We start from the raw sequence: 25,617 nt of genomic DNA, 5'->3' as shown, positions 1-25,617 counted from the left end.
TGACACTAAAGCTTAATAACTCAGCATTTTAATACCAAATTCTCTCAAGATATAATCCGTTAGGTGGTGCGAGATGTTTTGATATGAGCTTTCCGTTAAGCTGTGCTTTTAGGTCGTTTAAGCTTAAGACGTCTTCGTTTATTTTTAGTAAAAAATCGACTATTATTCTTATTTGACCTCTTAAAAAGCCGTTTCCTACAATCTTGATAACCGTTAAGTTTTTATATTCGAAAATATCGGTATGATATATCTCTCTTACGTAAGAATTGACACTACTTCCTGTTTTCGCGAAATATTCGAAATTGTGTCGGCCTTTAAGAATTCGAAGCGATTCTTTTAAAAGCGGATAGTTTATATTTTTGGGATAATATGTTACGTAATCCGCCGTATGTGGAGAAAAAATAGGGCTTATTAAATATCTGTAGCTTCTTTTTTTGGCATCGAATCTCGGATTGAAGTTTTGGGGTGCTTTGGAGAGTTTTTTTATGTGAATGTAAGGATGAAGTATTTTATTAAGGCTATTTTGTAGTTTTTCTATTTCCCAAAAATAGGGTGAGTCGAAGCTTATTACCTGATTGAGAGCGTGAACGCCTCTATCCGTTCTTCCTGCGTGTTTTACTTCGGAGATAATATTTAATTTAGTTAGTGCGTGTTCTATCTCGCCTTGGATTGTTTTTTTTCCGGGCTGTTTTTGCATTCCGTAGAATTTACTGCCGTCATAAGAAATTACCGCTTTTAAAACTTGACTTTCCATTTATATAAAATCCCTCCGATGATAAAAAATAGTAGCGGAATTATAAGAGCTATAAAAAAGCTTTTGTTTGCAAATGTTGCTACGATATAAATTGCCAAAATCAGTATCGAATAGCCTAAAGTGTGTTTTTTATTGAGTCTTGGATGAAAAAAACTTATAAGCGGTATGAAAAATAGTAGTGATAAAGGAATCAAAGCAAAAGGTAGATATTTAGTAAAAAGTTTTTTGTTGTAGTTGAAATAGTTTGAAAAATTAAAAATCGAGATTTTTATTTTCGGAATTTTTTGATTGATTTGCATCTCTTTAAAATTAATATAAAAACTGCTGTTGAAATCGTAAATATTTCCGTTATTTAGGGTGAATTGCAAATAACCTTTGTCGTTTTTGAGGTTTGCGTTTTTAGCGATTATGAATCTGTCCGTTTTTGAGTTGTAGAGATATAAATCGGAATAGCTTTTTTGTTTTGATTTTGTGGCAAAGATTGACCACTCTCCGAATTGCTGTGAGATTTGAGAGCTTTGAAAGTTAAATTTGGCTTCTTGTTTTTTTTCGTTTTTTAGGTTTTTGAATGCGACTTTGGAGTAGGGGATTGAGACGAAAAGTATGAAAAGATTGATAAGAGAAACTCCGAGCGCTAAAAAAATGATAACTTTTAATAGTTTTATAGGTTTGAATCCTAACGAAAAGAGAGCTATTAATTCCTGAGTGTCACTAAGCCTTGCGTAAAGTGATGAGGCTGAAATGAAAAATGCAAGAGGAATTGCGATAAAAACTATTTGAGGCAAGGATAAAAGATATAGTTTTAAAAGCTCTATGAATGTTATTTGAAGCCCTGCAGTTATATTTGAAATGGAGATAATAAATATCAATGATACTATAAGTGCGATAATAGAAAAAAGAGTGAAAAAGAGAGGAAAAAATTCTTTTAAGAGATATTTCGAAATTTTATCCATACAGCTTGCTCCATAACTCTAAAAAATATGAATCGAAAAACCATGCCAAAAACATTCCCATTGCCAAAAACGGAATAAAAGGCAATTCGATGTCTTTGTTTGCAAAACGATTATATAACGAAGGAATTATAGCAAGCACGGCGGCTAAAAATATAGCGATTAAAGAGAGTTTTATCCCGAGCACCGCTCCCATTGTCCCGGCAACGATAATATCTCCCTCTCCCATCGCTTCTTTTTTTATGAGATACGAAACATAAAACCTAATAAGGCTCATTCCACCCATCATTAAAAGAGCGTTTTTGAAGTTTTCGATAATATCGGCAGAAGAAAAAAAAGCGAGCGTTAAAGCTAAAAGATTGAGGCTATCGGGTACGGCTTTGTAATCGAAATCTATCATACTAAGGGCTAAAAGAGTAGCGAAAATAGCGAAATTTACCAAATAAAAAATATCTATAGTTTGCATTTTATAATAAATCGCTACTGCTAAAAGACCCGTTAAAAATTCGATAATAGGGTATCTTATTGATATTTTAGCACCGCAGTTTGCGCATTTCCCTTTTAGGATAAGCCAGCCTAAAATCGGTATGTTATGCCACGGCTTTATCTTCTGGTCACACGCTGGACAACTGCTTGGTGGTGATATTATGCTTTTATTTAAAGGGACTCTGTAAATTACGACGTTTAAAAAACTACCTATACAAATTCCAAGTAAAAACAAAACGATGTAAGTATATATTTCCAATCTAAATTCCTCCGAAACGTCTTTCTCTTTTTTTGAACTCGGTAATTATACCGTCTAATTCCTCAGGCGTGAAATCGGGCCAAAGCGTTTTTGTAAAAAACATCTCGGCATATGCGATTTGCCACAGTAAAAAGTTGCTGACTCTTATTTCTCCGCTCGTTCTTATAAGCAAATCGACATCTCTGCTGATATCGAGATTTTTTTGGATGTTTTCGGGTGTTATTTCTTCGTTTTTTTCTATCATTTTTTTTACAGCTCTTGTTATCTCGTCTCTACTTCCGTAATTTAAAGCGAGTACTTGAGTTAATTTTTTATAATTTTTTGTTACTTCTTTAGTGTATTCTATTCTTTTTCTAAGAGCCGGAGAAAACTTTGAAATATCTCCTATTACTTCGAATTTTACTTCGTTTTGTATATAAGTCGGAAGTTCTTTTTTTAGCCAATTATCCAAAAGTCTCATTAAAAAATCGACTTCCATTTTCGGTCTTTTCCAATTTTCAGTCGAAAAAGCGTAAAGCGTAAGTACCGAAATTTCAGGATTATTCGCACAATATGTCGTAATTTCTTTTACGACTTCGGCACCTCTTTTGTGTCCCTCAGTTCTTTTTAAGCCTCGTTTTTTAGCCCATCTACCGTTTCCGTCCATAATAATAGCCACATGCATATCATACCCTTAAGTCAAGTAGTGAATTTGAAAAATCATATATCGGTTTTACTTCTTTTTTTATCGTTTGAACTATCAGGTTTATTTCGTCTTTGTATTCTTGAATTAAGCGGATTGTAGCATCATAGGGTGAATAAACAGTTAATCTTGTTTGTGTGATAACCCCCTCTATTTCTCCTAAATTGCTAAAAACCGCATAAAATTTAAGTGAATTTTTTTCGTATTTATATTGCATTAAAGCTTTTCTTTTTTCGTTTATTATCAGATGATGTATTTTTTTCTCAAATGCAATTAAAATATTCATAAAAAATAAAAACTCGTCTTTGTTTTTTGCATTTGCCAAATGGTGTAAGACCTCGTCTTTTTTTAAAGAACTAAACTCTTTTGGAAGTGTAATTTTATCAAGTGTTTGTAGGATTTTGGGATATTCTTTTAAATTTGTTATTTGAACGGAGTTTTTAAATTCTTTTATCTGAGCGAAATATTTTTTTCCGACCGCAAGAGGAATATCGCTTTTGGTTTCTACTTCTTTATTTCCTATTTTTACCAAATAGGTTATCGGATTAAGCTCTTTTTTTACTTCAAGTTTTACGGGCAAAGAAACGTTAAAGGTCGCGGGTGTTTCCAAGCGGTTTAGAGTTTTTAGAATTTTTCCTAATTTAGAGAGATTTAATGGCATCGGTTAGCTTTAATGCGATGTTTTCTTTTGTGTCTTGAGGTATTTTTATCTCTTGATTTTTAGTTATGAAAATAATTTCGTTTTCATCACTTCCGAAATCGTTTTTTGTTAAAAGATTTAGGCATATGGCATCAAGATTTTTCTTTTTAAGAGCGTTTTTGGCGTATTTAAGAGCGTTTTTTTCATCTCTTTCGGCTTTGAAACCTATGCGTATAAATTTTTCGTTTTTTAGTGATTCTAAAACGTCTATGTTTTTTTCCATTTCGAGTACCATTTTTTCACCGATTTTATCTTTTTTTAATTTGCCCGGAGTATATTTCGGCTTAAAATCGGCAATGGCTGCGGCCATTATGAGATAATCGGGGTTTTGTTCTTTTATTCTTTCGTAAAAATCCTGAGCGCTTTGGGCTTTTATTTGAGGTATCTCTTTTGAGAGGTCGTGTTCTTTGCTTGATATCAATACGACGTTTGCGCCTTTTATATAAAAAGCTTTTGCAAGAGCTTCTCCCATTTTACCGGTTGAAAAATTACTCACATACCTGACATCGTCTATTTTTTCAATACTTCCGCCGGCAGTTATGACTACTTTTTTGTTTTCCCAAAATTCATCTTTAAAAACCTCTCTTAAAGCCCTTAAAAATATCTCGTTAGGCTCGGCCATTTTTCCGATACCCTCATCACCGCACGCAAGAAGTCCGGTGTTCGCTTCTATGCAGTTGAGGTTTTTGATGGCTTTTTGGGTAGTGGGATGAAGATACATATTGGTATTCGCACTCGGTGCGAAAAGTACCGGGGCGGTTGTCGCAAGGTATGTTTGTAGCAAAAGATTATCCGCGATTCCGTGAAAAGCTTTATTTAGAGTGTTTGCCGTTGCCGGTGCTATGATAAAAATATCGGCCCATTTTGCATAATCGATATGATTAAGCTCGCTGCTCCAATCTTCGTTTTCTTCGATTAAGACTTTTTGGCGAGTGAGCGTTTCGAATGTAAGGGGTGAAATGAATTTTGAAGCCGCTTTTGTCATTACTACTCTTACGTTGTCTCCTCTTTTTACAAAAAGTCTTATAAGCTCGCAAGTTTTATATATAGCAATGCTGCCGGTGACACCTATTAGGACGTTTAATTTTTTCATTTCACCCCTTTAAACGTTATTTTTTACCGAAAAATTTGTAATAGAAGTTTTTTACTATTTTTAAAGGAGCTCTGCTTATAGCCAAGCTGCCTTTTGGTACGTCTTTATTTACCGTACTGCCAGCCGCAATCATTACGTCGTCTTCTATTACGACAGGAGCGATTAGTTGAGTGTCGCTTCCGACAAATACGTTTTTACCGATTTTGGTTTTGTATTTCGCTTTTCCGTCATAGTTACACGTAATCGTACCGGCTCCGATATTCGTACCTTCGTCTATTTCGCTATCTCCAAGATAACTCAAATGTCCGGCTTTTACGCCTTTTAGTTTGCTGGCTTTAACTTCTACGAAGTTACCGATATGAGTATCTACGAGTTCGCTTTTAGGTCTTATTCTCGCCATCGGTCCTACGCCGCTGTTTTTAATTACCGCTTCTTCGATAACGCTTAGAGGTCTTATTTCGCTCTCGATGATTACACTTTTTTTAATAACGCATCCGTTTCCAATCTCACACTCTCCCTCAAAACTCGAATAAGCGTCGATATAAATGGTTTCAGGCAGATGCATAATAACACCCGCTTGCATCCATCTGTTTTTTATACGTCTGCACATAATCTCTTCTGCGTGCGCTAAATCTTTTTTTGAGTTTACGCCTTTGAAGTTTTCTTCGTTTACTTCGATAGCGGCTACTTTTAGTCCGTCTTTTACCGCCATTTCTATTATGTCTGTTAGATAATACTCTTTTTGAGCGTTTTGGTTGCTAAGAAGTGGCAAATACTTTTTCATAACGTCTTTCGAAAAAAGATACACTCCGGCATTGACATATTTGATTTTAAGCTCCTCAGGGCTTGCGTCTTTTTGTTCCACTATTTTTTTTACGTTTCCGTTTTCTATTACTACTCTTCCGTATCCGTCCGGATTTTCAAGCTTCATAACGCTCATAACTATATCGGCGTCGATGTCTAAGAATTTTTTAAGCTCGTCCGCTTCGATAAGCGGCATATCTCCGTTAAGTACCAGCACTTTATCCCCGCGAATAGGCACTTCTTTAACGGCTCCTCCGGTTCCCGGGAAATTTTCGAGGTCTTGTTTTATTATGTTTACGGGATAATTTTTTACGATTTCGCTTGTTTTTTCGTATTGAAAATTAAGCACGACGTCAACTTCGGGTGTCAGTCGCAAAGATTCTTCGATTACATATTCTATCATTGGTTTATCGCAGATTTTATGAAGTATTTTTGCGGTTTTGGATTTCATACGGGTACCTTTTCCCGCTGCGAGAATGATAACCTGTAACATTTATATCCTTTTTGCCGATATTATATCAAAATAACAAAAACCACTCTAAAAGGTGAAGAATGGATTTAGCAACCGTCATAGGAATTGTCGGGGCTTTAGGTTTGATTATCGCCGCTATGGCAATGGGGGTGGGTATCGGACCGTACATTGACCCGCAATCAGTTTTAATCGTTGTTTTGGGGTCTATTATGACCCTTTTTATCTCCAATAAAATGGATATGATGACAAAATTCGCAAAAGTTTTTATGATTGCGATAAAACCTTCATATCAACCCAATTACGAAGAATTAATTAAAAAGTTGGTGGATTACGCCACTCAGGCAAGAAGAGACGGAATACTCTCTTTAGAACAAGCCGCCGCAAACGAAGAAGACGAATTTTTAAAAAAAGGTCTTTCAATGGCTGTGGACGGCAATGAGCCCGATACGATAAGAGAACTTCTTGAAATAGATATAGAACAGATGGACGCAAGACATAAAAAAATGGCGTCTATTTTTAGTAACTGGGCCGGGCTTGCCGGGGCTATGGGGATGATCGGTACGCTTGTAGGGCTTGTTGCGATGCTTCTTAACATGTCCGACCCTTCAGCAATCGGTCCGGCAATGGCGGTTGCGCTTTTGACCACACTTTACGGGGCTATGATAGGTAATATTTTCGGAAGCCCTGTTGCAAATAAACTTCTTATTAGAAACGACGACGAAATATTGGCAAAAACGATGATAATCGAAGGTATTATGTCTATTCAAGCGGGAGATAACCCGAGAACCTTGGAAGCTAAATTATTAAGTTTCTTACCGCCGAGCCAAAGAAAATCACAATTTGAATAGGACTGAAAATGGCGAAAAAAAAATGTAAATGCGAATGTCCCGAATGTATGCCCGAATGGCTTGCTACATTCGGGGACTTGATGAGCCTTTTGTTATGTTTCTTCGTGCTTTTACTCTCGATGTCCACAATGGACGCCAAAAAAGTAAAAGAGGCTATCGGTTCTCTTGCGGGTGCTCTAAGCGTTCTTGAGGGAGGTACCCAAACCGAAGTCAGCCGAAACAGAATCCAAAAAGCAACACCGATTGAAAAAACGGACGAAACCGCACAAACCGTTAATAGACTCTCAAAAGCAATTGCCGAATTCAAACAATTCACTCAGGGTGGAAAAGGTCCTCAAATCACTCTTGAAGAAGGAGAGGAAGGTTTTTATATTAGATTGCCTGCCGATATTACGTTTGCTCCGGGTAGCGCTCAGATAAATAATCAAGACAGCTTACTCTTTTTGAAAAGAATTGCTATAATTATAAAAGAGTATTTACCGAAAAATATCGATATTCAAGTTAGAGGATATACCGATAATCAACCGCCGCCGAAAAACAGCCCTTATAGAGATAATTGGGAACTTAGTGCGGCAAGGGCGTTGGCGGTACTTAAAATTTTGATTAAAGACGGAGTGAATCCGAAACAATTAAGCGCTGCGGCATACGGACCGTATCATCCGATAGCAAGTAATAACACCCCTGAGGGTAGGGCGAAAAATAGGAGAGTCGAAATATGGTTTTTTGCAAAAAAAGACAAAGAAAAAATAAAACAATCGGTGTTGGATAAGGTTAAATGAGAAAACTTCTTTTAATACTTTTTCCCCTGCTTCTTTTAGCGGCGGCGCCGCAGATTCCAAGCGTTAATCTATCTCTTACGGCACCGCAAAACCCGAAACAACTCGTAACGGTTTTGAATATTACTCTTTTAATGACCTTTTTGGTGCTTGCACCGAGTATCGTGCTTGTGACCACTTCTTTTGTGAGACTTCTTGTGGTTTTCGGATTTTTGCGTCAGGCTTTAGGGACACCTCAATCGCCTCCGACTACGCTTTTGGTCTCATTATCTTTGGTACTTACTTTTTTTATAATGGAGCCGTATGCAAAACAAGCCTACAATCAAGGAATAAAGCCGTATATGGAAAACAAAATAGGCTATGAGCAGGCTTTTGAAAAGGCGGTGACTCCTTTTAAAAAATTTATGCTAAAAAACACGCGCGAAAAAGATTTGGCGCTTTTTTTTAGAATAAGACATCTCCCGAATCCAAAAAGCATAAACGACGTACCTTTGTCTATTTTGGTTCCTGCTTTTATGATAAGCGAATTAAAAACCGCTTTTGAGATAGGGTTTTTGATATTCTTGCCGTTTTTGATTATAGATATGGTCGTAAGCTCCATTCTTATGAGTTTGGGGATGATGATGTTGCCTCCGGTGATGATTTCTCTTCCTTTTAAAATTCTCATATTCGTACTTGTTGACGGGTGGAATTTGATTGTTATGGGGTTGGTGCAGAGTTTTAGGTAGTGGAAATGGTAAAGTAGTGGAATTGTGAGTTTGTGAAATTGGGAAAATATAGTAAAAATTGACAATTTTTAATGGAAAATCGATAATGAATAATTGCAAATTAAAGGAGTGAAATGACTTGTAGTAGTTTTGGAAAGTGCGGAAGTTGCGTATTATGGCAGATGCCTTATAGCGAGCAGCTTAAGATGAAAAGCGAAAGATTAAAAGAGATGTTTAGTGATTTTGAGATTCCTCAAATCGAAGTGATTCACGGAAGTGACGAGCATTTTAGAGCAAGAGCAGAGTTTAGAGTTTGGCATGAGGGAGATAAAAGTTTTTATGCCATGAGAAAGAGAAAAGAAGACGGCAGAGGCGTTATTCCTATTGAGGAATGTAAAATCGTAGATAAAGCGATATACGAGATAATGAATCCGCTTTTAAGAGAAATAGAAAAAAACGAAAATCTTAGATTCAAGCTTTATGAAATTGATTTTTTAAGTAATTCGAAAGGCGAACTTATCGTAACTTTGATATACCACAAAAAAGTTGATGAGAGCATTGCGGAAGATATTAAAAAATTAAAAGAAAAATTTAAAAACGTAGATTTTATCGTTAGAAAGAAGGGCAGAAAATACGTTTTTGATAAAAACTATTTAATAGAAGAATTAAACGTAGCCGGTAAAACTTACAAATATAAAATTATCGAAAATACCTTTTCTCAGCCGAATCGTCAAATGAATCAAAAAATGATAGAGTGGGCTTTGAGAAATTCGTCTCATTTAAAAGGCGATTTGGTCGAGCTTTATTGCGGAAACGGAAACTTTACCATTCCTCTTAGTGAAAACTTCAAAAAAGTAATTGCAACAGAAATAAATAAAGAATCAATAGAAGCCGCAACGTTTAATGCCGAAATTAACAATAGAGATAATATTACTTTTTTGGCAATGAGTGCGGCTGAATTTTCTCAACTTAAAAAAGAAAACTCACCTCTTCTTTCTTCTTATGATTTAAAAAACGTACTTATCGACCCGCCAAGAGCGGGACTTGATGATAAATCAAGAGAGTTTGTTAATAGTTTTGAAAATATTATTTATATCTCTTGTAATCCCGAAACTTTGCATAGAGATTTGAAAACTCTTGCCAAAGGTAGAAAAATAAAAGCTTTTGCGTTTTTCGATCAATTTCCTTATACGAATCATATGGAGTGCGGAGTAGTTCTTGAGAGAGATGGGTGAGAGAGGGGAAGAGATGGTGATATTGTGAGTTTGTGAATTTGTGAGTTAGTGAAATTGAAGAGTTGATATAAATGTAAAATTAAGCAACCCGAAACAATTGCAAATTTTAATGAAAAAAAAGCGTAAAAAAAGCACACAAGCTTGAAAAGGTCTGTGCTTTTTAGCTTTTTTGTAGTGGTCGAAATTTGCTCTTTTGTTGAGGGTGGTTAATTTTTGTGTAAATTAGTAAATGTTAGAGATAGTGAAAAAAATAGTGAAATAGTGAGTTTGTGAAATTGGGAAATTGGAAAATGATTAAAAAATGGATAAGGGATAAGGTAATAAATGGAATTTAAGGATTTGGTAGGTGAGATTTTTTTGGTTTTGTTTTTTTTGGGAATTACGATAGGTGTAATAATTGCTGAAAAAATAAAGGGTAAAAAATGAAAATTTTAGTAATCGGTGTTGGAGGAGTCGGAGGATATCTTGCTTATAAACTTATAAAATGCAACAAAGACGTAACGATTAGCGCGACTAAAAAAACGATAGAAACAATCAAAAAAGAGGGCTTAAAAGTTATAGATGTCGATAAAGAAGAGATTGTTTTTCCAAAGACGGAGATAAAAGGAATTTACGATTTAATTTTTGTCACGGTAAAGTCATATAATATCGATAATATTTTGCCGTTAATAAAAAATCACTCAAATGAAAATACAAGAGTCGTTCCTATTTTAAATGGAATAGGGCATTTTGAAAAGTTTGAAAATTTAAACGTAAAATTATTAAAAGCGTGTATTTATATCCTCTCAAACAAAAAAGATATTAACGTTATCCATAAAAAAACTCCTCTTTTTTATCTGTGTGTGGAGGATGACGAGGTAGTTAGAAAAGCTTTTGAGGGGTGTGATTTAAAAGTTAAGTTTAGTGAAGATATTAAAAAAGATATTTGGAAAAAATATCTTTTTATATCTACTTTCGCTACCCTTCAAAGCTACTATCAAAAGCCTACCGGTTGGATTATGGAACAAAAAAGAGATGAGGTTGAAAAATTTCTCGATGAAGTGATAAAAATTGCAAAAGAAGAGGGTGTTGATTTAAGTGAAGAGAAAGAAAAAGTAATAAAACAGGCTTTAAATATTCCGTATGAAAGTAAAATGAGTATGCAAATCGATTTTGAAAAAGGAAATAAAACCGAGGTTGAAAATTTAACCGGATATCTTGCTAAAAAGAGCGATTTTATCAACCAATATTATTTGAGGCTGAGGAATGGAGTTAAATAAAAAAAATTTAATCACACTAATTGTTTCTTTGACTTTTGGCTTTATTATTTTTATTTATTTCGTTGAGCAGAAAAAAAGTGAAAAGATAAATTCAATTATTAACAACCTTTATGTTGAAAAAAAAGATCTTTTTCTTAGCGAAAAACAAATGATTTTTTCGGAAGCCGAACTGATAAAAGATTTGATTTTCGATAAAAAAATCATTTCCATGATAGAAGATTATATTCAAAATCCCGGTGAAAAAACTCGGGATGATTTAATTGTAGAACTTTTTCCCAAATATTTGGTATTAAAAAAATATAAAGTGTCTCAATTTCATTTGATGTTGCCAAACGGTGCTTCTCTTATTAGATTTAACGATGTAAATAAATTCGGAGATATAGTAAATGAAATGGCAAAAGCTGCAAATTATATAAAGTTTAAAAAAGAACCTTTTAGCGGTTTTATTTTAACCAAAGAGGGATTAAAATTCGTAAATATTTTTCCTTTGTATAAAGAAGGAATACATTTAGCAAATATTGAAATTGCATTTAATTATAGAGATTTTTTGATGCATGTGTTTAATAGACATTACATTGCTTTTTTAATAGATAAAAAGTTTTTACCAAATTCCAAAATGCCTCTGTGTAAATTAAATCCAAATTACGTTATTGATGGAGACGTTTGTAAATATTTTAATAAAGTTCACGTAAAAGTGGATTTTAATAAACATATAAATATATTAGGAAATTACATAGTGTTTTCTTATCCGATTTATTCTTTTAATAAAAAAATAGGTTATTTTATAAAAATTATTCCTATAAGCTCGATAAAAGAGATAAAAGATATTAGTTTGAGTTATACTAATTCCGTAATCTTGATTGCTGTAATATATTTTATTATTCTCTTTTTCTTAATACTTTATTATAGATTTGTGGTTGTAAAAAGAGTGGCTGATTTGGATAAATTAACTCAAATTTATAATAGAAGAGGATGCGAAAAATTTTTAAAATCGTATAAAGATTATTCAATTATTCTTATAGATATCGATCATTTTAAACAGATAAACGATACTTACGGACATGATATCGGAGATAAAATATTACAAGAGTTTGGAAAGTTATTAAAAAGCAGTGTTAGAGCGAATGATATTGTGTGTAGATGGGGAGGTGAAGAGTTTTTGATTATATTACCTCATACTTCATATGAAAATGCGGCGGAAGTCGCCGAAAAAATCAGAAAAAAAGTTGAAGAGACAAAAATTTTCGGAAATATTCAAATTACTATCTCTTTAGGGGTAAGTCAGTTTAACGGAAATTTTGAAAAAACTTTTAAAGAAGCGGATGAAAAACTATATATCGCTAAAAAAACCGGAAGAAACAAGGTTATTTTTTAGCTAAATAACTCTCAAGAATTTTTTTAGCGGCAAGAGAGTCGATTCTTCCGTCTTTTTTGTGTTTTATTTGGCCTTTTATCTCTTCTTCTACGATAGCGCTTGTGAAACTTTCGTCTTGAAATTCTATTTTTCCGTCAAAATCAATTAAAGTTACGAAATGTTTTATTCTTCTTTGCATCTCTTCATTTGTAAAAGGAATACCTACTACCAAAATATCTGCTTGATATTCTTTTAACAAATTACTCACATCTCTTGCGGCTTGGTTTCTGTTTTTTCTGATAATAGCAGGTAAGGGGACTACAACCGAGCCGTTTGGAGTATAAGCCGCTCCTATTCTTTTTAATCCTACGTCGATAGCAATAATTTTTTCCATATTTCCGCCTTTTGATGAGTTTTTAGTCTTGCATTTAGAGGACTCGGGCTTGTTAGGTATATTATGTTGATATTCGGAAAATGTTTTTTTATGACTTTTTCCGCCGTTCTTGATGTTACGGCAACTTTTTTTATATTCGGATATTGTTTTAAAAGTTTATTAATATTACAAGGTTTTATGATTTCAAGATTATCATCTCGTGAGTTTCCCTCTTTTCTTTTACATTCGCATATAGAGTCCCATAAAGCTATTTTGTGTTTTTTTAAAAACTCTATTTTTTCTTCTATGGTTTCGGGTTTTTTGTCATTGAATATTATCGCTAAAATATCCCAGAATTGATTTTTCGGATGAGAGTAGTAAAAATTGTTTTCGAACGATTTTATAGAAGGGAAAGTTCCGAGTATTAAAATTTCACTATCATCGAAAATTATAGGTTTGAACGGATGAATTAATTTTTCCACTTTTTTCCTCCCGATAATTTCACAACTTCAAAACTCACTATATCAAATTTTAACTAATAACAACCCTACGTTTTTTTCCATTATTTGCAATTGTCTTTGGTTGTTTAATTTTACAATTTTTCGATTTCACAAACTCACAAACTCACAATTTCACTGATTCATCATTTTACTATTTCACAACTATATTACCCATTAAAATATACTTTTCCGTTTTTTATTTCCACTTTTCCTTCAAGTTCCATTTCATACAAAATAGAACCGTATTTTTTTAAAGCATCGTTTAGGGTTAATATTTTTTCATCGCTTTTTACACCTAAATTATCACAAAATTCATCAATATCCCAAATAACTTCGGCTTGATTCGTAGCGGCGAGATATCTTGTACCGCTGCTTTCGTTGATTCTATGAGGAAGTACGAAAACTTTTTTTCCGTATTGTTGAGCCCACTCGAAACTTCTCATACTTCCGCTGTTTTTTTCGGCTTCGGCTATAATTAAAAAATCACTTATCGCTACAATTATTCTGTTTCTTTGTACGAAGCTGTATTTTCTTGGGAGATACTTTTTTTCATATTCTGAGATTACAAGAGCATTTTTTTGCATATCTTTTATAAGGTTTTCGTTTGTTTTGGGATAAAAAATATCAAGAGAAAAGGGAGAAACCATTATGGTATTGGGATATGCTCCTTGATGTGCATGGGTATCTATTCCAAGAGCTCCTCCGCTAACTATTGTGAATTTTGAAGAGAGTTTTTTTGCAAGTAGTTTTGTCATATCTCTTGAATATTTTGTAGCTTTTCTACTTCCGACGATTGCTATTTTGGGTTTTTGCAAAAGAGATAAATCTCCTTTATAGAAAAGCTCGAAGTCTAAATATTTAATTTTTTCCATTTTGACTTTTATATAATTGGTCTATTGTGACGACTTGCACTCCTTTTAAAATAGGAGCGGCGCTTTTTAGAGCTTGGAAAGTGATTTTGTGAGGGTGTCCTATAGCTATTGCATAACCTCTTCTTTTTGCTATATTTACGGCTTTTTTTAATTGATTATGGATGTAGGTTATGTCTTCTTTGTTGTCTAAGAAAATGTTTCTTGAATATAGCGGAATATCGTAATATTTATCTGCAAGTGCGGCTTTTGAATGAGGAGTGGTTTTTGAATCTACAAACCCCATATTTTCTATTTGAAGTACTTTAAAAAGTCTTTTCATAGAAGCGGTATCCGAGGTGAATTTGCTTCCGGTGTGGTTGTTTATAAATTTTACATTAGGAAATTCTTTTTTTATTTTCACCATCGTAGTGTAAATTTCATAGTAACTTGATGTTGTTTTTAGCGTATGAATTTCGGGTTTGTTCCAGCTTATTGCTTCCATAGGGACGTGGACCATATAGTCTTTGAACTCTTTTGCGTAAATTGCCGTATTCGGATGATATTTATTAGGCGGGAAAAACGAAGGTGTTATTGCAAAAGGTATTGATTTTATAGCTTTTACCTGATTTTTAAAAGAAACGTCGTCAATGATTATTACGAGTTTAGGTTTTTTTGTGAGTTTTACTATAGGCTTTGGTTTTTCTTTTTTTTTCGGAGGTTGTGTTTTTACTGCGTGTTCGTAATCTTTTATTTCAGAATAAGTGGTTTGTTCGGGTTTGGTTTTTGCTTTTGGTTTTGGTTTTGAGAGCTCTTTTTCTAAAACTGAAACTTTGTTTTGAAGCTCTTTTAGATTAATTTGAGTTTTTGCAAGTTCTTTTTTCGTCTCTTTATTTTCGTAAATAAGTTTTCCAAGAAAAGCTCCAAGTCCCAAAATTACCAAAATAAGTACGAAAACTATGGATTTTAAGATTAAATTATTGGAAGTTTTTTGTGTTTTTTTTACAGTCTTCTTTTTCGGTTGAGTTTTTTTGGTTGTTTTTTTCTTTTTCATTTATCAAGAATAATTTCTACTTCCAAAGTTTCGATGTCTTGGTTGGAATTGGTTTTTATTACGACATCTTTTACGTGAAGATATTTTTTTACTACGTCGATAAGCTCTTTTTTCATCTCTTCAAGGTTTTCTATTTTAGTATTGGCTCTTTCGTATGCAAGCATCATCATTAATCTGTCTTTTGCGACGTCTTTTGATTTTTTCTTTTTGAAAATATCAAACAAACTCATTTGAATAGTCCTTTTAATTTATCAAGAAAACCTTTTTTGCTTTTCAGATCCAAAAATTCAACATCTTCACCTTCGATTCTTCTTGCGATTCTTCTAAACGCTTCTCCGACAAGAGATTTTTCGTTTAGTACGATAGGTTCTCCTAAGTTTGTTGATTTTACTATATCTTCGTCATCAGGAACGACACCTATTAAAGGTAACGCCAAAATATGAAGCACGTCTTCAACGCTTAGCATTTCGCCTTTTTCTACGAGTTCCGGTTTTAGTCTGTTGATGATGATATGCTTTTGTACTTCTTCGCCTTCTTGGGCTTTTTTACTTTTTGCATCGATAATTCCTATTACTCTATCGGCATCTCTTACCGCACTGATTTCAGGAGTTGTTACCACAAGCGCTCTGTCGGCAAGATATATGGAGTGTTCAAAACCGCTTTCGATTCCGGCAGGCGAGTCGATAAGGATATAATCGAATTTTTCTTTTAGGTCGTTAATTAATTTTTCAACTTTTTGTTTGTCAAGTACGGTTTTGTCTTTTGTTTGGCTTGCAGGCAAAAAGTGTAGGTTTTGGGTTCTTTTGTCTTTTATAATCGCTTGAGAAAGGTTGCATTTTCCTTCCATTACGTCCACAACGTCGTAAACGATTCTGTTTTCAAGTCCTAATATCATATCTAAGTTTCTAAGACCGATATCAAAATCCACCGCAACTACTTTTTTACCTCTTAAAGCAAGAGCCGTTGCAATATTTGCGGTTGTAGTTGATTTCCCGACACCGCCTTTTCCACTCGTAATAGTAATAACAGTACCCAATTTTTCTCCTTTTATTTTACTTGCGAAATTCACGCTTGTGAACTTTGCAAGTAGCCCAAAAGGGCAAGAGATTAGTTTTCGTCAGGATTAACGATTTTGTTTTTAGTAATCCAAGGCATCATTTCTCTTAGTTTTTTACCTGTTTGTTCAAGTAAGCTATTTTCAGTTAATTGTCTCTCAGCGTTCATTCTTACATATCCGGCTTTTCTTTCAAGAATGAAATCTTTTGCGAATTTTCCGTTTTGGATTTCTTTTAGGATTTCTTTCATAGCTTTTCTGCTCTCTTCACCGATTACTCTCGGCCCTGATACGTAATCTCCGTATTCGGCAGTATTTGAGATTGAGTATCTCATATTCGCCATTCCGCCTTCATATAATAAATCAACGATTAGTTTTAATTCGTGAAGACACTCGAAATATGCCATTTCAGGAGCATATCCTGCTTCTACAAGTGTATCGAATCCGGCTTGAATAAGAGCGGTTACACCACCGCAAAGTACGGCTTGCTCTCCGAATAGGTCAGTTTCAGTTTCGTCTTTGAATGTAGTTTCGATAATCCCCGTTCTACCGCCACCGATAGCGCTTGCGTAAGATAGAGCCAATTTTTTAGCTTCTTCACCGCCTTGATATACAGCGATTAAGTCAGGAATTCCTCCGCCTTTAACAAATTCGCTTCTTACAGTATGCCCCGGAGCTTTAGGAGCCACCATAATTACATTTAAGTCTTTTCTTGGCTTGATTTGACCGAAATGGATATTGAATCCATGACCGAATGCGATTGTAGCGCCTTCTTTTAGGTTAGGTTCGATTTCGTTGTAATATACGTCTGCTTGAATTTCATCAGGTAAAAGAATCATTACTACATCAGCTTCTTTTACAGCATCAGCTACAGGAAGTACTTTAAAACCTTGTTTTTCAGCTTTTTCCCAAGATTTGCTTCCCGGTCTCAAACCTACTACTACGTCAACTCCGCTGTCTCTAAGATTAAGCGCGTGAGCGTGCCCTTGGCTACCAAAACCGATCATCGCAACTTTTTTACTTCTAATGATATTAATGTCACAATCTTTGTCATAATATATTGGTAATGACATTATTGTCTCCTTTTTTGTGGAATTATAACAAAATAATTTGATATAATTTTTCAAAAAGGATTTTGCAATTGAAAAAGCTGCTGTTAATAGTTTCATTCTTCACATATATTTTTGCACAGCCTAATTTAAAAAATCTCTCAGTGATTGAACTTTTCAAAAAGCAATATTACACTTATATTTGTATGCATAGGTGGATATACATTAATAAATATGAAAAGAAAAGAGAAGATTTGCTCTCTTTAGTTGCATATTCATGTCTAAAAAAACATTTTTTGACTCCGGCACTTGATTTATCCAAAGTTTTAAGAATGACAAAAGAAGGAAGAATAAATTCGACTTATATCACTACACTTTTTATGATGAAACTTTTATTGATTCAATATTTAAATAATGAAAATAGTTTATTGGAAGTGACTTTGCCTAAAATTAATAACGATTTGTTGGCTCATGTCTTTTATTTGATACAAAAACAAAAACCTGAAGTAAAAAATTATCAAACCGAGGTATCGGATGACGAAAAACATTATATAATTACTTATAAACCTTATATAAATAATATAATAATCGATATATATCAAAACGGTAAGTTAATTAAAAAGGAAAAATATTGGTAGGAGCGGACTTATTACAACAAGGACTTATAACGCAAGAACAACTTAATAAAGCACTTGAAGTTAAAAAACAACATCCGAGTAAAAAACTTCTTGATATTTTATATGACCTCAAATATATTTCAAAAGACATTTTTTTAAAAGAACTTTCAAAAGAACTTGAAATTCCTTATGTTGATAATCTGAATGAAATCAGATTAAGAGACATAAAAATTCCTATTAACGTTTTAAAACAAACAAGAGCTGTTCCTGTTGAAGTTAAATACGATAAAGTCGTTATAGCCATGGAAGATCCTCTGAATTGGAATGCTCAAGCTTATTTTAAAAGACTTTTTCCGGATAAAAAATTAGAATTCGTATTGGCTCATAAAGAAGATATCGAAAAGGTTTTGAAACTTATAGAAAATAAATATCAGATTTCTCAAATTATTAACGACATTAAAAAAGAACTAAAAGGTGAGGATGTAGTTGCAGGTCATCAGACCGCTATTATGCGCTTGATTATATATATCATAAAAAACGCAATTGAAAGAAAAGCGAGTGATATTCATATAGAAGCGGAAGAAGAAGGAGCGATTGTCAGAATTAGGATTTTCGGTACTTTATATGAATTTTTAGATTTTGATGATGACGTATTTAACGCAATCGCTTCAAGGATAAAACTTGAAGCCGGAATGGACGTAAGTGAAAAAAGAAAACCTCAAGACGGTGCTTTTTCTCTTGAATTTAACGGAAATAAGTTCGATTTTAGGGTTTCTACCTTGCCGACCGTTTGGGGTGAGAGTATCGTTATTAGGATTTTAGATAAAAGAAATATTCTTAAAAAGCTTGATGATATAGGAATAAGCGATAAAAATCTCCAACTTTTAAGACAAGGCCTTTCAAAACCGAACGGAATTTTTCTTGTAACGGGACCTACGGGAAGCGGTAAATCTACTACTTTATATGCTTCTATTAACGAACTTGTAGGAGTTGAAACGAAACTTATTACCGTTGAAGACCCGGTGGAGTATAAACTTAGAGGAATTCAGCAAGTTCAGGTAAATCCGAAAGCAGGATTTACTTTTGCCGATGCTTTAAGAAGTATCTTAAGACAAGACCCGGATAAGATAATGATAGGGGAGATTAGGGACCTTGAAACTTTAGAAATTGCAATTAAAGCCGCATTAACCGGGCATTTAGTATTATCTACACTTCATACCAACGATTCTGTTAGTGCGATAAATAGGATGATTGATATGGGAGCGGAGCCTTATATGGTGGGGGCTTCTTTAATCGGAGTGGAAGCTCAAAGACTTGTAAAGACGAATTGTAAATATTGTATAGAAGAGTATAAACCGAGCGAAGCGTATTTGGAGCCTATTAAACACCTTTTACCTAAGAACGTAAAATTTTACAGAGGAAAAGGGTGTGAAAAATGTAATATGACCGGTTTTGCCGGTAGAACTCTTATAACCGAAATTTTTTTAAATGATGAAAAACTTGAAGGTATGATTGCAAAAAACAAAGAAAGAGTTGAGATATTAGACTATTTAAAGTCTCATAAAGGTTTTAAAAATATGTTTTATGACGGACTAGTAAAAGCTGCAAAAGGAATAACTCCATTAGAAGAAATCTATAAGGTGGCAAAACCATGAAGTACTATAAAATAACGTTTTTTTATAAAGGAAAACAGGCGGAGACAATTATAAAAGCATTAAATAAGTCCGAAGCGATAATCGATGCTAAAAAATTAAAAAAAGGACTACTTGTAAAAGTTGAAGAAGTTCCAATGCCTTTTGAAGAGAGGTTAAAAGTTTTTAAGGATATCGTTAAAACTAAAGTTTTAAGAAAAAAACTTAATTACCCTTCTTATATAAGTTCGATTAGGCAGCTTGCGGTTTTGATTAAGGCGGGTATTTCTTTAAAAGACGCTTTGGAAGATATAGGTAACAACACAAAAGACCCGTTAGTAAAAGAGCTATTTTTATATGCTGCGGATGCAATAGACAGTGGTAAAAGTTTAACGGATGCTTTTGCCGAATATGAAGAATATGTAGGTGGGATTTCACTTGCAATGGTTAGGTTAGGGGAGCAAACCGGGGATTTGGTGATGGCTCTTGAATCGTTAGCTGATATATATGAAAATATGTATGAAAACAGACGTAAAATGGTAAAAGCATTGCGTTATCCGATTATTACATTAGTAGCTATTGCTGTGGCATTTGTTTTTTTGATTTTATTAGTTGTGCCTAAATTTAAAGCTATGTTTGAGCAACTTCACGCTCAACTACCTCTTCCTACTAGAATTTTATTGGGTATAGAAAAAATCTTGACCGAATACGGACTTTACGTATTAATAGGTTTTATAGTTACGGTTGTTTTAATTATTTTCTTTTATAAAACCTCAATTTCATTCAAAAGAAAAGTTGATGCGCTTTTACTTAAAACATATCTTATAAATAAGATTATAGAATACGCTTCGTTACATAGATTTTTGCTTACTTTAGCTTCATTGTTAAGATCCGGTATTCCGCTTTTAGACGCTTTGAAAATTAGTGAGGGTATTATTTCCAATGAAGTTATTAAAGATAAAATCAAACATATTATAAAAGGTATTAATCAAGGTAGAAGTTTTACGGAGATGTTAAAAGAGGTCGATTTGGTAAATTTCGTAGCTCTTAGAATGATAAGTGCGGGTGAAGAGTCGGGGGAACTTGACGTTATGCTTCAAAACGCCGCAAAATATTATGAAGACAGATTCCAAGATATTATCGACAATATGCAAGCTTCAATCGAACCTATAATGCTAACTATTATCGGTGGTTTGGTGCTTTTAATCGCTCTTGGTATTTTCTTACCGATGTGGGATTTGGCAAACGCCGCGAGAAATATCGGCTAATTACTTTCCAAACTCATCTAAAATATCGTCTTCTTCTTTTTTTATTTTGTAATTTTTATATTTTGGGTCTTTTGCCGCTTCGTCAAGCTCTTTTTTTAGTTTTTTATATTCAATTCTAATATTCATAATAGCAGCTGCCACGCCCCAAAACACTCCGAGCCATAAAAGCCAAGCTTGATGAAAAAGATTTTTCATCCATATACCAAGACCAATTCCCATTAAAATAGCTACGACTATGGAAATGCCAAGAGAGAGCTTTTCAGCTCCCCAAACGCTTTTTCCGACTCTTCCTTTTTTTTCAACGTCCATTTTTCCTTCTTTCGATACTTTTTATATTTTATTTTCAATTTCACAATTCATAGTTTCAAATCACAATATAAAAAATTAATCACCCTCAACAAGAGAGCAAATTTTAGCCACTACAAAAAAGCTAAAAAGCACAGACCTTTTCAAGCTTGTGTGCTTTTTTTAATGCTTTTTTTCCATTAAATTTTGTAATTGTTTCGGGTTGTTTAATTTCACTAACTCACTGATTCATAATTTCACAAATTCACAATTTCACCATCATTTTCCCTCTCTAGCCTTCTCTCTTCCCCATCTCTTCCGACTTTCCCCATTTCACTCTTCCTCATATTTCCTTAGCAATTTCTTCATATGCTTTTATCGTATTTTGGATATCGCTATCGCTCATCGGAGTACAGATAAATCCGGTCTCATAAGCACTCGGTGCGAAATAAAATCCTTTATTTAACATTTTGTTGTGGAATTTTGCGTATCTTTGAGTATCGCTGCTATCTACATCCGCAAAGTTTTCAGGTTTTTTAGGGTTAAAGAAAAATCCGAACATACTTCCGACAACGTTATATGTAAAATCGATTCCGTTTTCTTTTGAAGTTTTTTCAAAACCTTCCATTAACGCTTTTGCTTTTTTTTCAAGCTCTTTGTAAATTTCTGGGTTTTCTTTTAGTTTTTTAATAACCGCAAGTCCCGCACTCATAGCTACCGGGTTTCCGCTAAGAGTTCCGGCTTGATATACAGGACCGACGGGTGAGAGTTTTTCCATAATTTCTTTTCTACCTGCAAAAGCACCTACAGGCATACCGCCTCCTATTACTTTTCCGAATGTCACGATATCCGCTTCAACTCCGTAAATATCGAAACTTCCTCTAAGACTTGCTCTAAATCCGCTCATTACTTCATCTAAAATCAAAACGGCTCCGTAATGATTACAAAGTTCTCTTAACTCTTCCAAAAACTCTTTTTTTGCAGGAACAAGACTCATATTTCCCGCAATCGGTTCGATAATTACGCATCCCACATCACCTTTTTCAAATGCTGCTTTTACGCTTTCGATATTATTGTATTCGGCAAGTAGTGTATGTTTTGTAAAATCAGCAGGAACTCCGGGAGAGCTTGGTACACCGAATGTTGCCGCCCCGCTGCCGGCACTAACAAGCAGACTATCGCTGTGACCGTGATAACATCCTACGAATTTGATGATATCGTCTTTTGAGGTATATCCTCTTGCAAGTCTAATAGCGCTCATCGTAGCTTCGGTACCGCTGTTTACGAATCTGATTAAATCAAGATGAGGGAAAAGCTCAAGTACCTCTTTTGCAAGTTCTACTTCCACTTTTGTAGGAGCGCCGAAACTAACTCCTTTTTTTACCGCTTTTATAATCGCTTCTTGAGTGTCTTTATCGCAGTGACCGAAAATCAGTGGTCCCCAGCTTTGAATATAATCCAAATATTTATTACCTTCTATATCCCAAATATACGCACCTTCTCCTCTTTCTATAAAAGGAGGCTCACCGCCAACGCTTTTGAATGCTCTAACAGGAGAGTTAACACCACCTACGATATATTGTTGTGCTTCTTGAAAAATTCCCATATTTTTTCCTTTTTTGTTAAAATTATACAAAAAAAGGCTTGCGATGAAAATTGATGAGAAATTAATTCAAAGACTTGAAAATTTATCTATGGTAGAAATCGAAAATAAAGAAAAAATGGCAAAAGACCTTGAAGAAATCGTAGCTTTTGTGGAAATGTTAAACGAACTTGATACCGAAAATATAGACGCTACGTTTTCAACTTTAAATAATCCGACACCTCTAAGAGAAGACGAACCTCACAAAAGTGATATAATTGAAGAAGTTTTAGCTCACGCACCAAAAGCTAAAGACGGTTATTTCATTGTTCCTAAAATAATTGAATAAGGATATTTATGGCACTACCTTTCACACTTGAACAGTTACTGAAGAGTATAAAAGCATACAATGCGAGTGATTTGCATTTGAATGTTAATTCCGAGCCTATGCTAAGAATCGACGGAAAATTAACACCATTAAATTTACCAAAATTATCAAATGAACAAATTATCGATTTGTGCTATTCGGTGCTTACCGATAAACAAAAAGCTATTTTGGAAGAAGAACTTGAGCTTGATTTTTCTTTTGAAATTCCTGGAGTTGCGAGATTTAGGGCTAATTACTACTATGAAAGAGAAAATCTCGCCGCTGCTTACAGAATTATTCCCGAGAGACCTTTGAGTTTGGATGAATTAAAAGCGCCTTTGATTTTTAAACAACTTATTAAAAGAGAAAAAGGTCTTATTTTAGTAACCGGACCTACGGGAAGCGGTAAATCAACTACTCTTGCCGCTATGCTTAATGAAATTAACGAATTTTTTTATAAGCATATTATTACTATCGAAGACCCAATTGAGTTTGTGCACGAGCATAAAAAATCTCTTTTTTCCCAAAGAGAAGTAGGGCGTGATACGAAATCTTTTATTAGAGCCTTAAGAGCGTCACTCAGGGAAGACCCTGATGTTATATTAATCGGTGAGATGAGGGATAAAGAGACAATCGGTGCGGCTATTACGGCGGCTGAAACGGGACACCTGGTATTTGCTACATTACATACAAACAGTGCGGACCAGACGATAAACAGAATCGTAAACGTATTCCCGGCAGAAGAACAAGACCAGATTAGAACTCAGCTATCAATGGCGCTTGCTGCGGTTATTTCTCAAGTACTTTTACCGAAAGTCGGAGGCGGAAGAATTGCCGCTCATGAGATTATGATAAACAATCCGGCTATTGCAAACTTGATTCGTGAAAATAAAATTGCTCAAATTTACTCTCAAATGCAGCTAAACCAAGCGGGTACCGGAATGCAAACAATGAATCAGGTACTTGCCGAGTATGTTAGAAAACACTTTATCACAAAAGAAACCGCTATGGCTTATACGACTAAACCCGAAGAGCTTAGAAAACTTATCGGAGTTTAGGGTTGAGCTTAAATAAAGACCTTTTGGTCTCTTCTTATGATTATAATCTTCCCGAGCATTTAATAGCCAAATATCCAGTTACTCCAAGAGACAGTGCCAAGCTTTTGGTTTATGACAGAAAAAAAGATAGAGTGACTCATACCGTTTTTAGAAATATTTTGGATTTTGTGGGAGATAAGAGATTTGTTTTTAACAATACGAAAGTAATAAAAGCGAGAATTTACGGCAAAAAAGAAAGCGGTGGGAAGATAGAACTTCTTTTGAACAGACCTTTTGGGGATAAATATCTTGTTTATATCAGAGGAAAAGTCAGAGTCGGTACCAAATTATATTTTGATAAAGGATTGGTTGCCGAAGTTGTTGAGTTATTGGAAGACGGAAGCAGGGTGGTTGAGTTTAAATTAAAAACTCAAAACGAAATGAAAAATTTGGACTTTTTAGAGCTTGTAAAAATTTTAGAAGAAATAGGTCACGTACCTTTGCCTCCATACATTAAAAGAGAAGATGAAAAAATAGACGAAAGCGAATATCAAAGCGTTTTTGCAAAAAAAGAAGGTGCCGTAGCGGCTCCTACTGCGAGTTTGCATTTTACGGACGAGCTATTGAAAAAAATAGAAAAAAAAGCGTATTTAACTCTTCATGTGGGAGCTGGAACTTTTAAACCCGTTGAGGTTGAAGATATAAGAGAGCATAAAATGCATAGCGAGTTTTTTGAAATACCGAAAACTACCGCAGAAATTTTAGATAGTGATGAGGAAATTGTAGCTGTAGGTACAACTTCTACAAGAACGATAGAATATTACGCAAGAACCAAAAAGTTATCTGGTGAATGCGATTTGTTTTTAAATCCGTTAAATCCGCCGATTAGGGTTAATCATCTTCTGACAAATTTTCATTTGCCAAAATCTACGCTTATAATGCTTGTTGCGGCGTTTATAGGAAGAGAAAAGACTCTTAAGCTTTACGAAGAAGCGATAAAAAACAATTACCGCTTCTATAGCTACGGCGATGCTATGCTTATTATATGAGTGTACAATGAAGAGTTAAAAATGAAAAGTTTAAATCACTTTTCACTTTATATTTTTAACTTTCAACTATCTTATCTACCCACATCGCAAATTGAAATTCAGGTAACGCACCCATTACTCTATCAATTTCGTTTCCGTTTTTAAGCGCTACGATTGTAGGTATACTTCTGATTCCGTATTGTGCCGCGATTTGCGGTACTTCTTCGGTGTTTACTTTTAAAAAGTTAGCTTTTAAAGGATAATTTGCCGCCACTTTTTGGAAAGTCGGCGCAAACATTTGACATGGACCGCACCATACTGCCCAAAAGTCTATAATTACAGGAACGCTTACGTTTTTTACGATTTTTTCGAATTCAGCGGCGTTTTGGATTGTTATAGGTTTGTTGTCAAGCAAATTCCCTTTACAAACTCCACAAACCGCTTTTTTATAACTATCTTTTTTCGGTAATTTGTTTAAAGCTTTACAATGAGGACAAGCCACTACTATTGTTTCCATATTCCCCTCCGATATTTTTAGTGTGATT

At 34.3% G+C, this 25,617-nt stretch carries 29 protein-coding genes; 12 read left to right on the top strand and 17 right to left on the bottom strand.

What is annotated here, in order from left to right:
• Window positions 1-28: 28 nt before the first annotated feature.
• From truA to glmU, 7 genes are read right to left on the bottom strand one after another with little or no spacing between them, the layout of a single operon-like run.
• Window positions 29-754, bottom strand: a complete 726-nt coding sequence (gene truA, locus EDC58_RS04265) for a tRNA pseudouridine(38-40) synthase TruA (RefSeq protein WP_123352273.1) — start codon at window positions 752-754, stop codon at window positions 29-31.
• The gene (locus EDC58_RS04260; RefSeq protein ID WP_123352272.1) at window positions 736-1,707 is read right to left on the bottom strand and encodes an LptF/LptG family permease; all 972 of its coding nucleotides are present in this window, start codon (window positions 1,705-1,707) and stop codon (window positions 736-738) included. Before EDC58_RS04260 ends, truA begins: the two co-directional genes overlap by 19 nt.
• Window positions 1,700-2,449 carry a prepilin peptidase gene (locus tag EDC58_RS04255; RefSeq protein ID WP_123352271.1) on the bottom strand — a complete coding sequence of 250 codons (750 nt, stop codon included), beginning with the start codon at window positions 2,447-2,449 and terminating at the stop codon, window positions 1,700-1,702. The genes EDC58_RS04260 and EDC58_RS04255 overlap by 8 nt, the downstream gene beginning before the upstream one ends.
• A gap of 1 nt (window position 2,450) precedes the next feature.
• Window positions 2,451-3,113, bottom strand: coding sequence for a di-trans,poly-cis-decaprenylcistransferase (locus EDC58_RS04250; protein WP_123352270.1), 663 nt, complete (start codon window positions 3,111-3,113; stop codon window positions 2,451-2,453).
• 1 nt (window position 3,114) lies between these two features.
• Window positions 3,115-3,792, bottom strand: coding sequence for a hypothetical protein (locus EDC58_RS04245; protein ID WP_123352269.1), 678 nt, complete (start codon window positions 3,790-3,792; stop codon window positions 3,115-3,117).
• Window positions 3,773-4,924, bottom strand: a complete 1,152-nt coding sequence (coaBC, locus tag EDC58_RS04240) for a bifunctional phosphopantothenoylcysteine decarboxylase/phosphopantothenate--cysteine ligase CoaBC (protein ID WP_123352268.1) — start codon at window positions 4,922-4,924, stop codon at window positions 3,773-3,775. Before coaBC ends, EDC58_RS04245 begins: the two co-directional genes overlap by 20 nt.
• Window positions 4,925-4,940: 16 nt before the next feature.
• Window positions 4,941-6,221 carry a bifunctional UDP-N-acetylglucosamine diphosphorylase/glucosamine-1-phosphate N-acetyltransferase GlmU gene (gene glmU, locus EDC58_RS04235; RefSeq protein ID WP_123352267.1) on the bottom strand — a complete coding sequence of 427 codons (1,281 nt, stop codon included), beginning with the start codon at window positions 6,219-6,221 and terminating at the stop codon, window positions 4,941-4,943.
• Between the two features lie 59 nt (window positions 6,222-6,280).
• On the opposite strand from glmU, the gene EDC58_RS04230 reads away from it, so the two are divergent.
• The 6 genes from EDC58_RS04230 to EDC58_RS04205 all read left to right on the top strand — a co-directional run bounded on the left by EDC58_RS04230 (window position 6,281) and on the right by EDC58_RS04205 (window position 12,400).
• The gene (locus tag EDC58_RS04230) at window positions 6,281-7,048 is read left to right on the top strand and encodes a motility protein A (RefSeq protein ID WP_123352266.1); all 768 of its coding nucleotides are present in this window, start codon (window positions 6,281-6,283) and stop codon (window positions 7,046-7,048) included.
• 8 nt (window positions 7,049-7,056) lie between these two features.
• Window positions 7,057-7,827, top strand: a complete 771-nt coding sequence (locus EDC58_RS04225; RefSeq protein ID WP_123352265.1) for an OmpA family protein — start codon at window positions 7,057-7,059, stop codon at window positions 7,825-7,827.
• Window positions 7,824-8,552, top strand: a complete 729-nt coding sequence (gene fliP / locus EDC58_RS04220) for a flagellar type III secretion system pore protein FliP (RefSeq protein WP_123352264.1) — start codon at window positions 7,824-7,826, stop codon at window positions 8,550-8,552. The genes EDC58_RS04225 and fliP overlap by 4 nt, the downstream gene beginning before the upstream one ends.
• Before the next feature lie 113 nt (window positions 8,553-8,665).
• Window positions 8,666-9,766 (top strand): tRNA (uridine(54)-C5)-methyltransferase TrmA, encoded by a 1,101-nt coding sequence (trmA, locus tag EDC58_RS04215; protein ID WP_123352263.1) that lies wholly within the window; start codon window positions 8,666-8,668, stop codon window positions 9,764-9,766.
• A gap of 422 nt (window positions 9,767-10,188) precedes the next feature.
• Entirely contained in the window at window positions 10,189-11,025 is an 837-nt protein-coding gene (locus EDC58_RS04210; protein ID WP_123352262.1) for a ketopantoate reductase family protein, read from the top strand.
• Window positions 11,012-12,400, top strand: coding sequence for a diguanylate cyclase (locus tag EDC58_RS04205; RefSeq protein ID WP_123352261.1), 1,389 nt, complete (start codon window positions 11,012-11,014; stop codon window positions 12,398-12,400). Before EDC58_RS04210 ends, EDC58_RS04205 begins: the two co-directional genes overlap by 14 nt.
• Here EDC58_RS04205 and ruvX read toward each other — a convergent pair.
• The 7 genes from ruvX to ilvC form a co-directional block, all read right to left on the bottom strand.
• Complete coding sequence (gene ruvX, locus EDC58_RS04200; RefSeq protein ID WP_123352260.1) at window positions 12,390-12,773, bottom strand: Holliday junction resolvase RuvX; 384 nt, start codon at window positions 12,771-12,773, stop codon at window positions 12,390-12,392. The genes EDC58_RS04205 and ruvX overlap by 11 nt on opposite strands.
• A complete protein-coding gene (locus tag EDC58_RS04195) occupies window positions 12,746-13,234 on the bottom strand; it encodes a DNA-deoxyinosine glycosylase (protein ID WP_123352259.1) in 489 nt (162 codons plus the stop codon). The genes ruvX and EDC58_RS04195 overlap by 28 nt, the downstream gene beginning before the upstream one ends.
• 185 nt (window positions 13,235-13,419) lie before the next feature.
• Window positions 13,420-14,124, bottom strand: a complete 705-nt coding sequence (locus tag EDC58_RS04190; protein WP_123352258.1) for a DNA-processing protein DprA — start codon at window positions 14,122-14,124, stop codon at window positions 13,420-13,422.
• Window positions 14,111-15,154 carry a divergent polysaccharide deacetylase family protein gene (locus tag EDC58_RS04185; protein WP_123352257.1) on the bottom strand — a complete coding sequence of 348 codons (1,044 nt, stop codon included), beginning with the start codon at window positions 15,152-15,154 and terminating at the stop codon, window positions 14,111-14,113. Before EDC58_RS04185 ends, EDC58_RS04190 begins: the two co-directional genes overlap by 14 nt.
• Window positions 15,151-15,384, bottom strand: a complete 234-nt coding sequence (minE, locus tag EDC58_RS04180; RefSeq protein WP_123352256.1) for a cell division topological specificity factor MinE — start codon at window positions 15,382-15,384, stop codon at window positions 15,151-15,153. The genes EDC58_RS04185 and minE overlap by 4 nt, the downstream gene beginning before the upstream one ends.
• A complete protein-coding gene (minD, locus tag EDC58_RS04175; protein WP_123352255.1) occupies window positions 15,381-16,190 on the bottom strand; it encodes a septum site-determining protein MinD in 810 nt (269 codons plus the stop codon). The genes minE and minD overlap by 4 nt, the downstream gene beginning before the upstream one ends.
• Before the next feature lie 71 nt (window positions 16,191-16,261).
• On the bottom strand, window positions 16,262-17,281 hold the full coding sequence (gene ilvC / locus EDC58_RS04170) for a ketol-acid reductoisomerase (protein ID WP_123352254.1): 1,020 nt from the start codon (window positions 17,279-17,281) through the stop codon (window positions 16,262-16,264).
• A gap of 68 nt (window positions 17,282-17,349) precedes the next feature.
• Between ilvC and EDC58_RS04165 the strand changes: the two genes are divergently transcribed.
• From EDC58_RS04165 to EDC58_RS04155, 3 genes are read left to right on the top strand one after another with little or no spacing between them, the layout of a single operon-like run.
• A complete protein-coding gene (locus EDC58_RS04165; protein WP_123352253.1) occupies window positions 17,350-17,895 on the top strand; it encodes a hypothetical protein in 546 nt (181 codons plus the stop codon).
• A complete protein-coding gene (locus EDC58_RS04160; protein ID WP_123352252.1) occupies window positions 17,889-19,529 on the top strand; it encodes a GspE/PulE family protein in 1,641 nt (546 codons plus the stop codon). Before EDC58_RS04165 ends, EDC58_RS04160 begins: the two co-directional genes overlap by 7 nt.
• Complete coding sequence (locus tag EDC58_RS04155) at window positions 19,526-20,773, top strand: type II secretion system F family protein (protein WP_123352251.1); 1,248 nt, start codon at window positions 19,526-19,528, stop codon at window positions 20,771-20,773. The genes EDC58_RS04160 and EDC58_RS04155 overlap by 4 nt, the downstream gene beginning before the upstream one ends.
• On the opposite strand, the gene EDC58_RS04150 is transcribed toward EDC58_RS04155, so the two are convergent.
• Entirely contained in the window at window positions 20,774-21,082 is a 309-nt protein-coding gene (locus EDC58_RS04150; protein WP_123352250.1) for an AtpZ/AtpI family protein, read from the bottom strand.
• A 319-nt stretch (window positions 21,083-21,401) separates the two neighbouring features.
• Window positions 21,402-22,664: a glutamate-1-semialdehyde 2,1-aminomutase gene (gene hemL, locus EDC58_RS04145; RefSeq protein ID WP_123352249.1), complete on the bottom strand. Its 1,263-nt coding sequence runs from the start codon at window positions 22,662-22,664 to the stop codon at window positions 21,402-21,404.
• Between the two features lie 43 nt (window positions 22,665-22,707).
• On the opposite strand from hemL, the gene gatC reads away from it, so the two are divergent.
• Genes gatC through queA form a run of 3 tightly spaced genes read left to right on the top strand, consistent with a single transcriptional unit; the run spans window position 22,708 to window position 25,093 of the window.
• Complete coding sequence (gene gatC, locus EDC58_RS04140; RefSeq protein ID WP_123352248.1) at window positions 22,708-22,989, top strand: Asp-tRNA(Asn)/Glu-tRNA(Gln) amidotransferase subunit GatC; 282 nt, start codon at window positions 22,708-22,710, stop codon at window positions 22,987-22,989.
• Between the two features lie 8 nt (window positions 22,990-22,997).
• Window positions 22,998-24,065 (top strand): type IV pilus twitching motility protein PilT, encoded by a 1,068-nt coding sequence (locus EDC58_RS04135; RefSeq protein WP_123352247.1) that lies wholly within the window; start codon window positions 22,998-23,000, stop codon window positions 24,063-24,065.
• Between the two features lie 2 nt (window positions 24,066-24,067).
• The gene (gene queA / locus EDC58_RS04130) at window positions 24,068-25,093 is read left to right on the top strand and encodes a tRNA preQ1(34) S-adenosylmethionine ribosyltransferase-isomerase QueA (protein ID WP_235823174.1); all 1,026 of its coding nucleotides are present in this window, start codon (window positions 24,068-24,070) and stop codon (window positions 25,091-25,093) included.
• Between the two features lie 55 nt (window positions 25,094-25,148).
• On the opposite strand, the gene trxC is transcribed toward queA, so the two are convergent.
• Window positions 25,149-25,589, bottom strand: coding sequence for a thioredoxin TrxC (gene trxC / locus EDC58_RS04125; protein ID WP_180937085.1), 441 nt, complete (start codon window positions 25,587-25,589; stop codon window positions 25,149-25,151).
• Window positions 25,590-25,617 lie beyond the last annotated feature (28 nt).

Origin of the sequence: Caminibacter pacificus (assembly GCF_003752135.1) — a bacterium.
GTDB classification, from domain to species: domain Bacteria; phylum Campylobacterota; class Campylobacteria; order Campylobacterales; family Nautiliaceae; genus Caminibacter; species Caminibacter pacificus.
The sequence above is the reverse complement of the archived record's forward strand: the minus strand, read 5'-3'. Positions and strand labels throughout refer to the sequence as shown.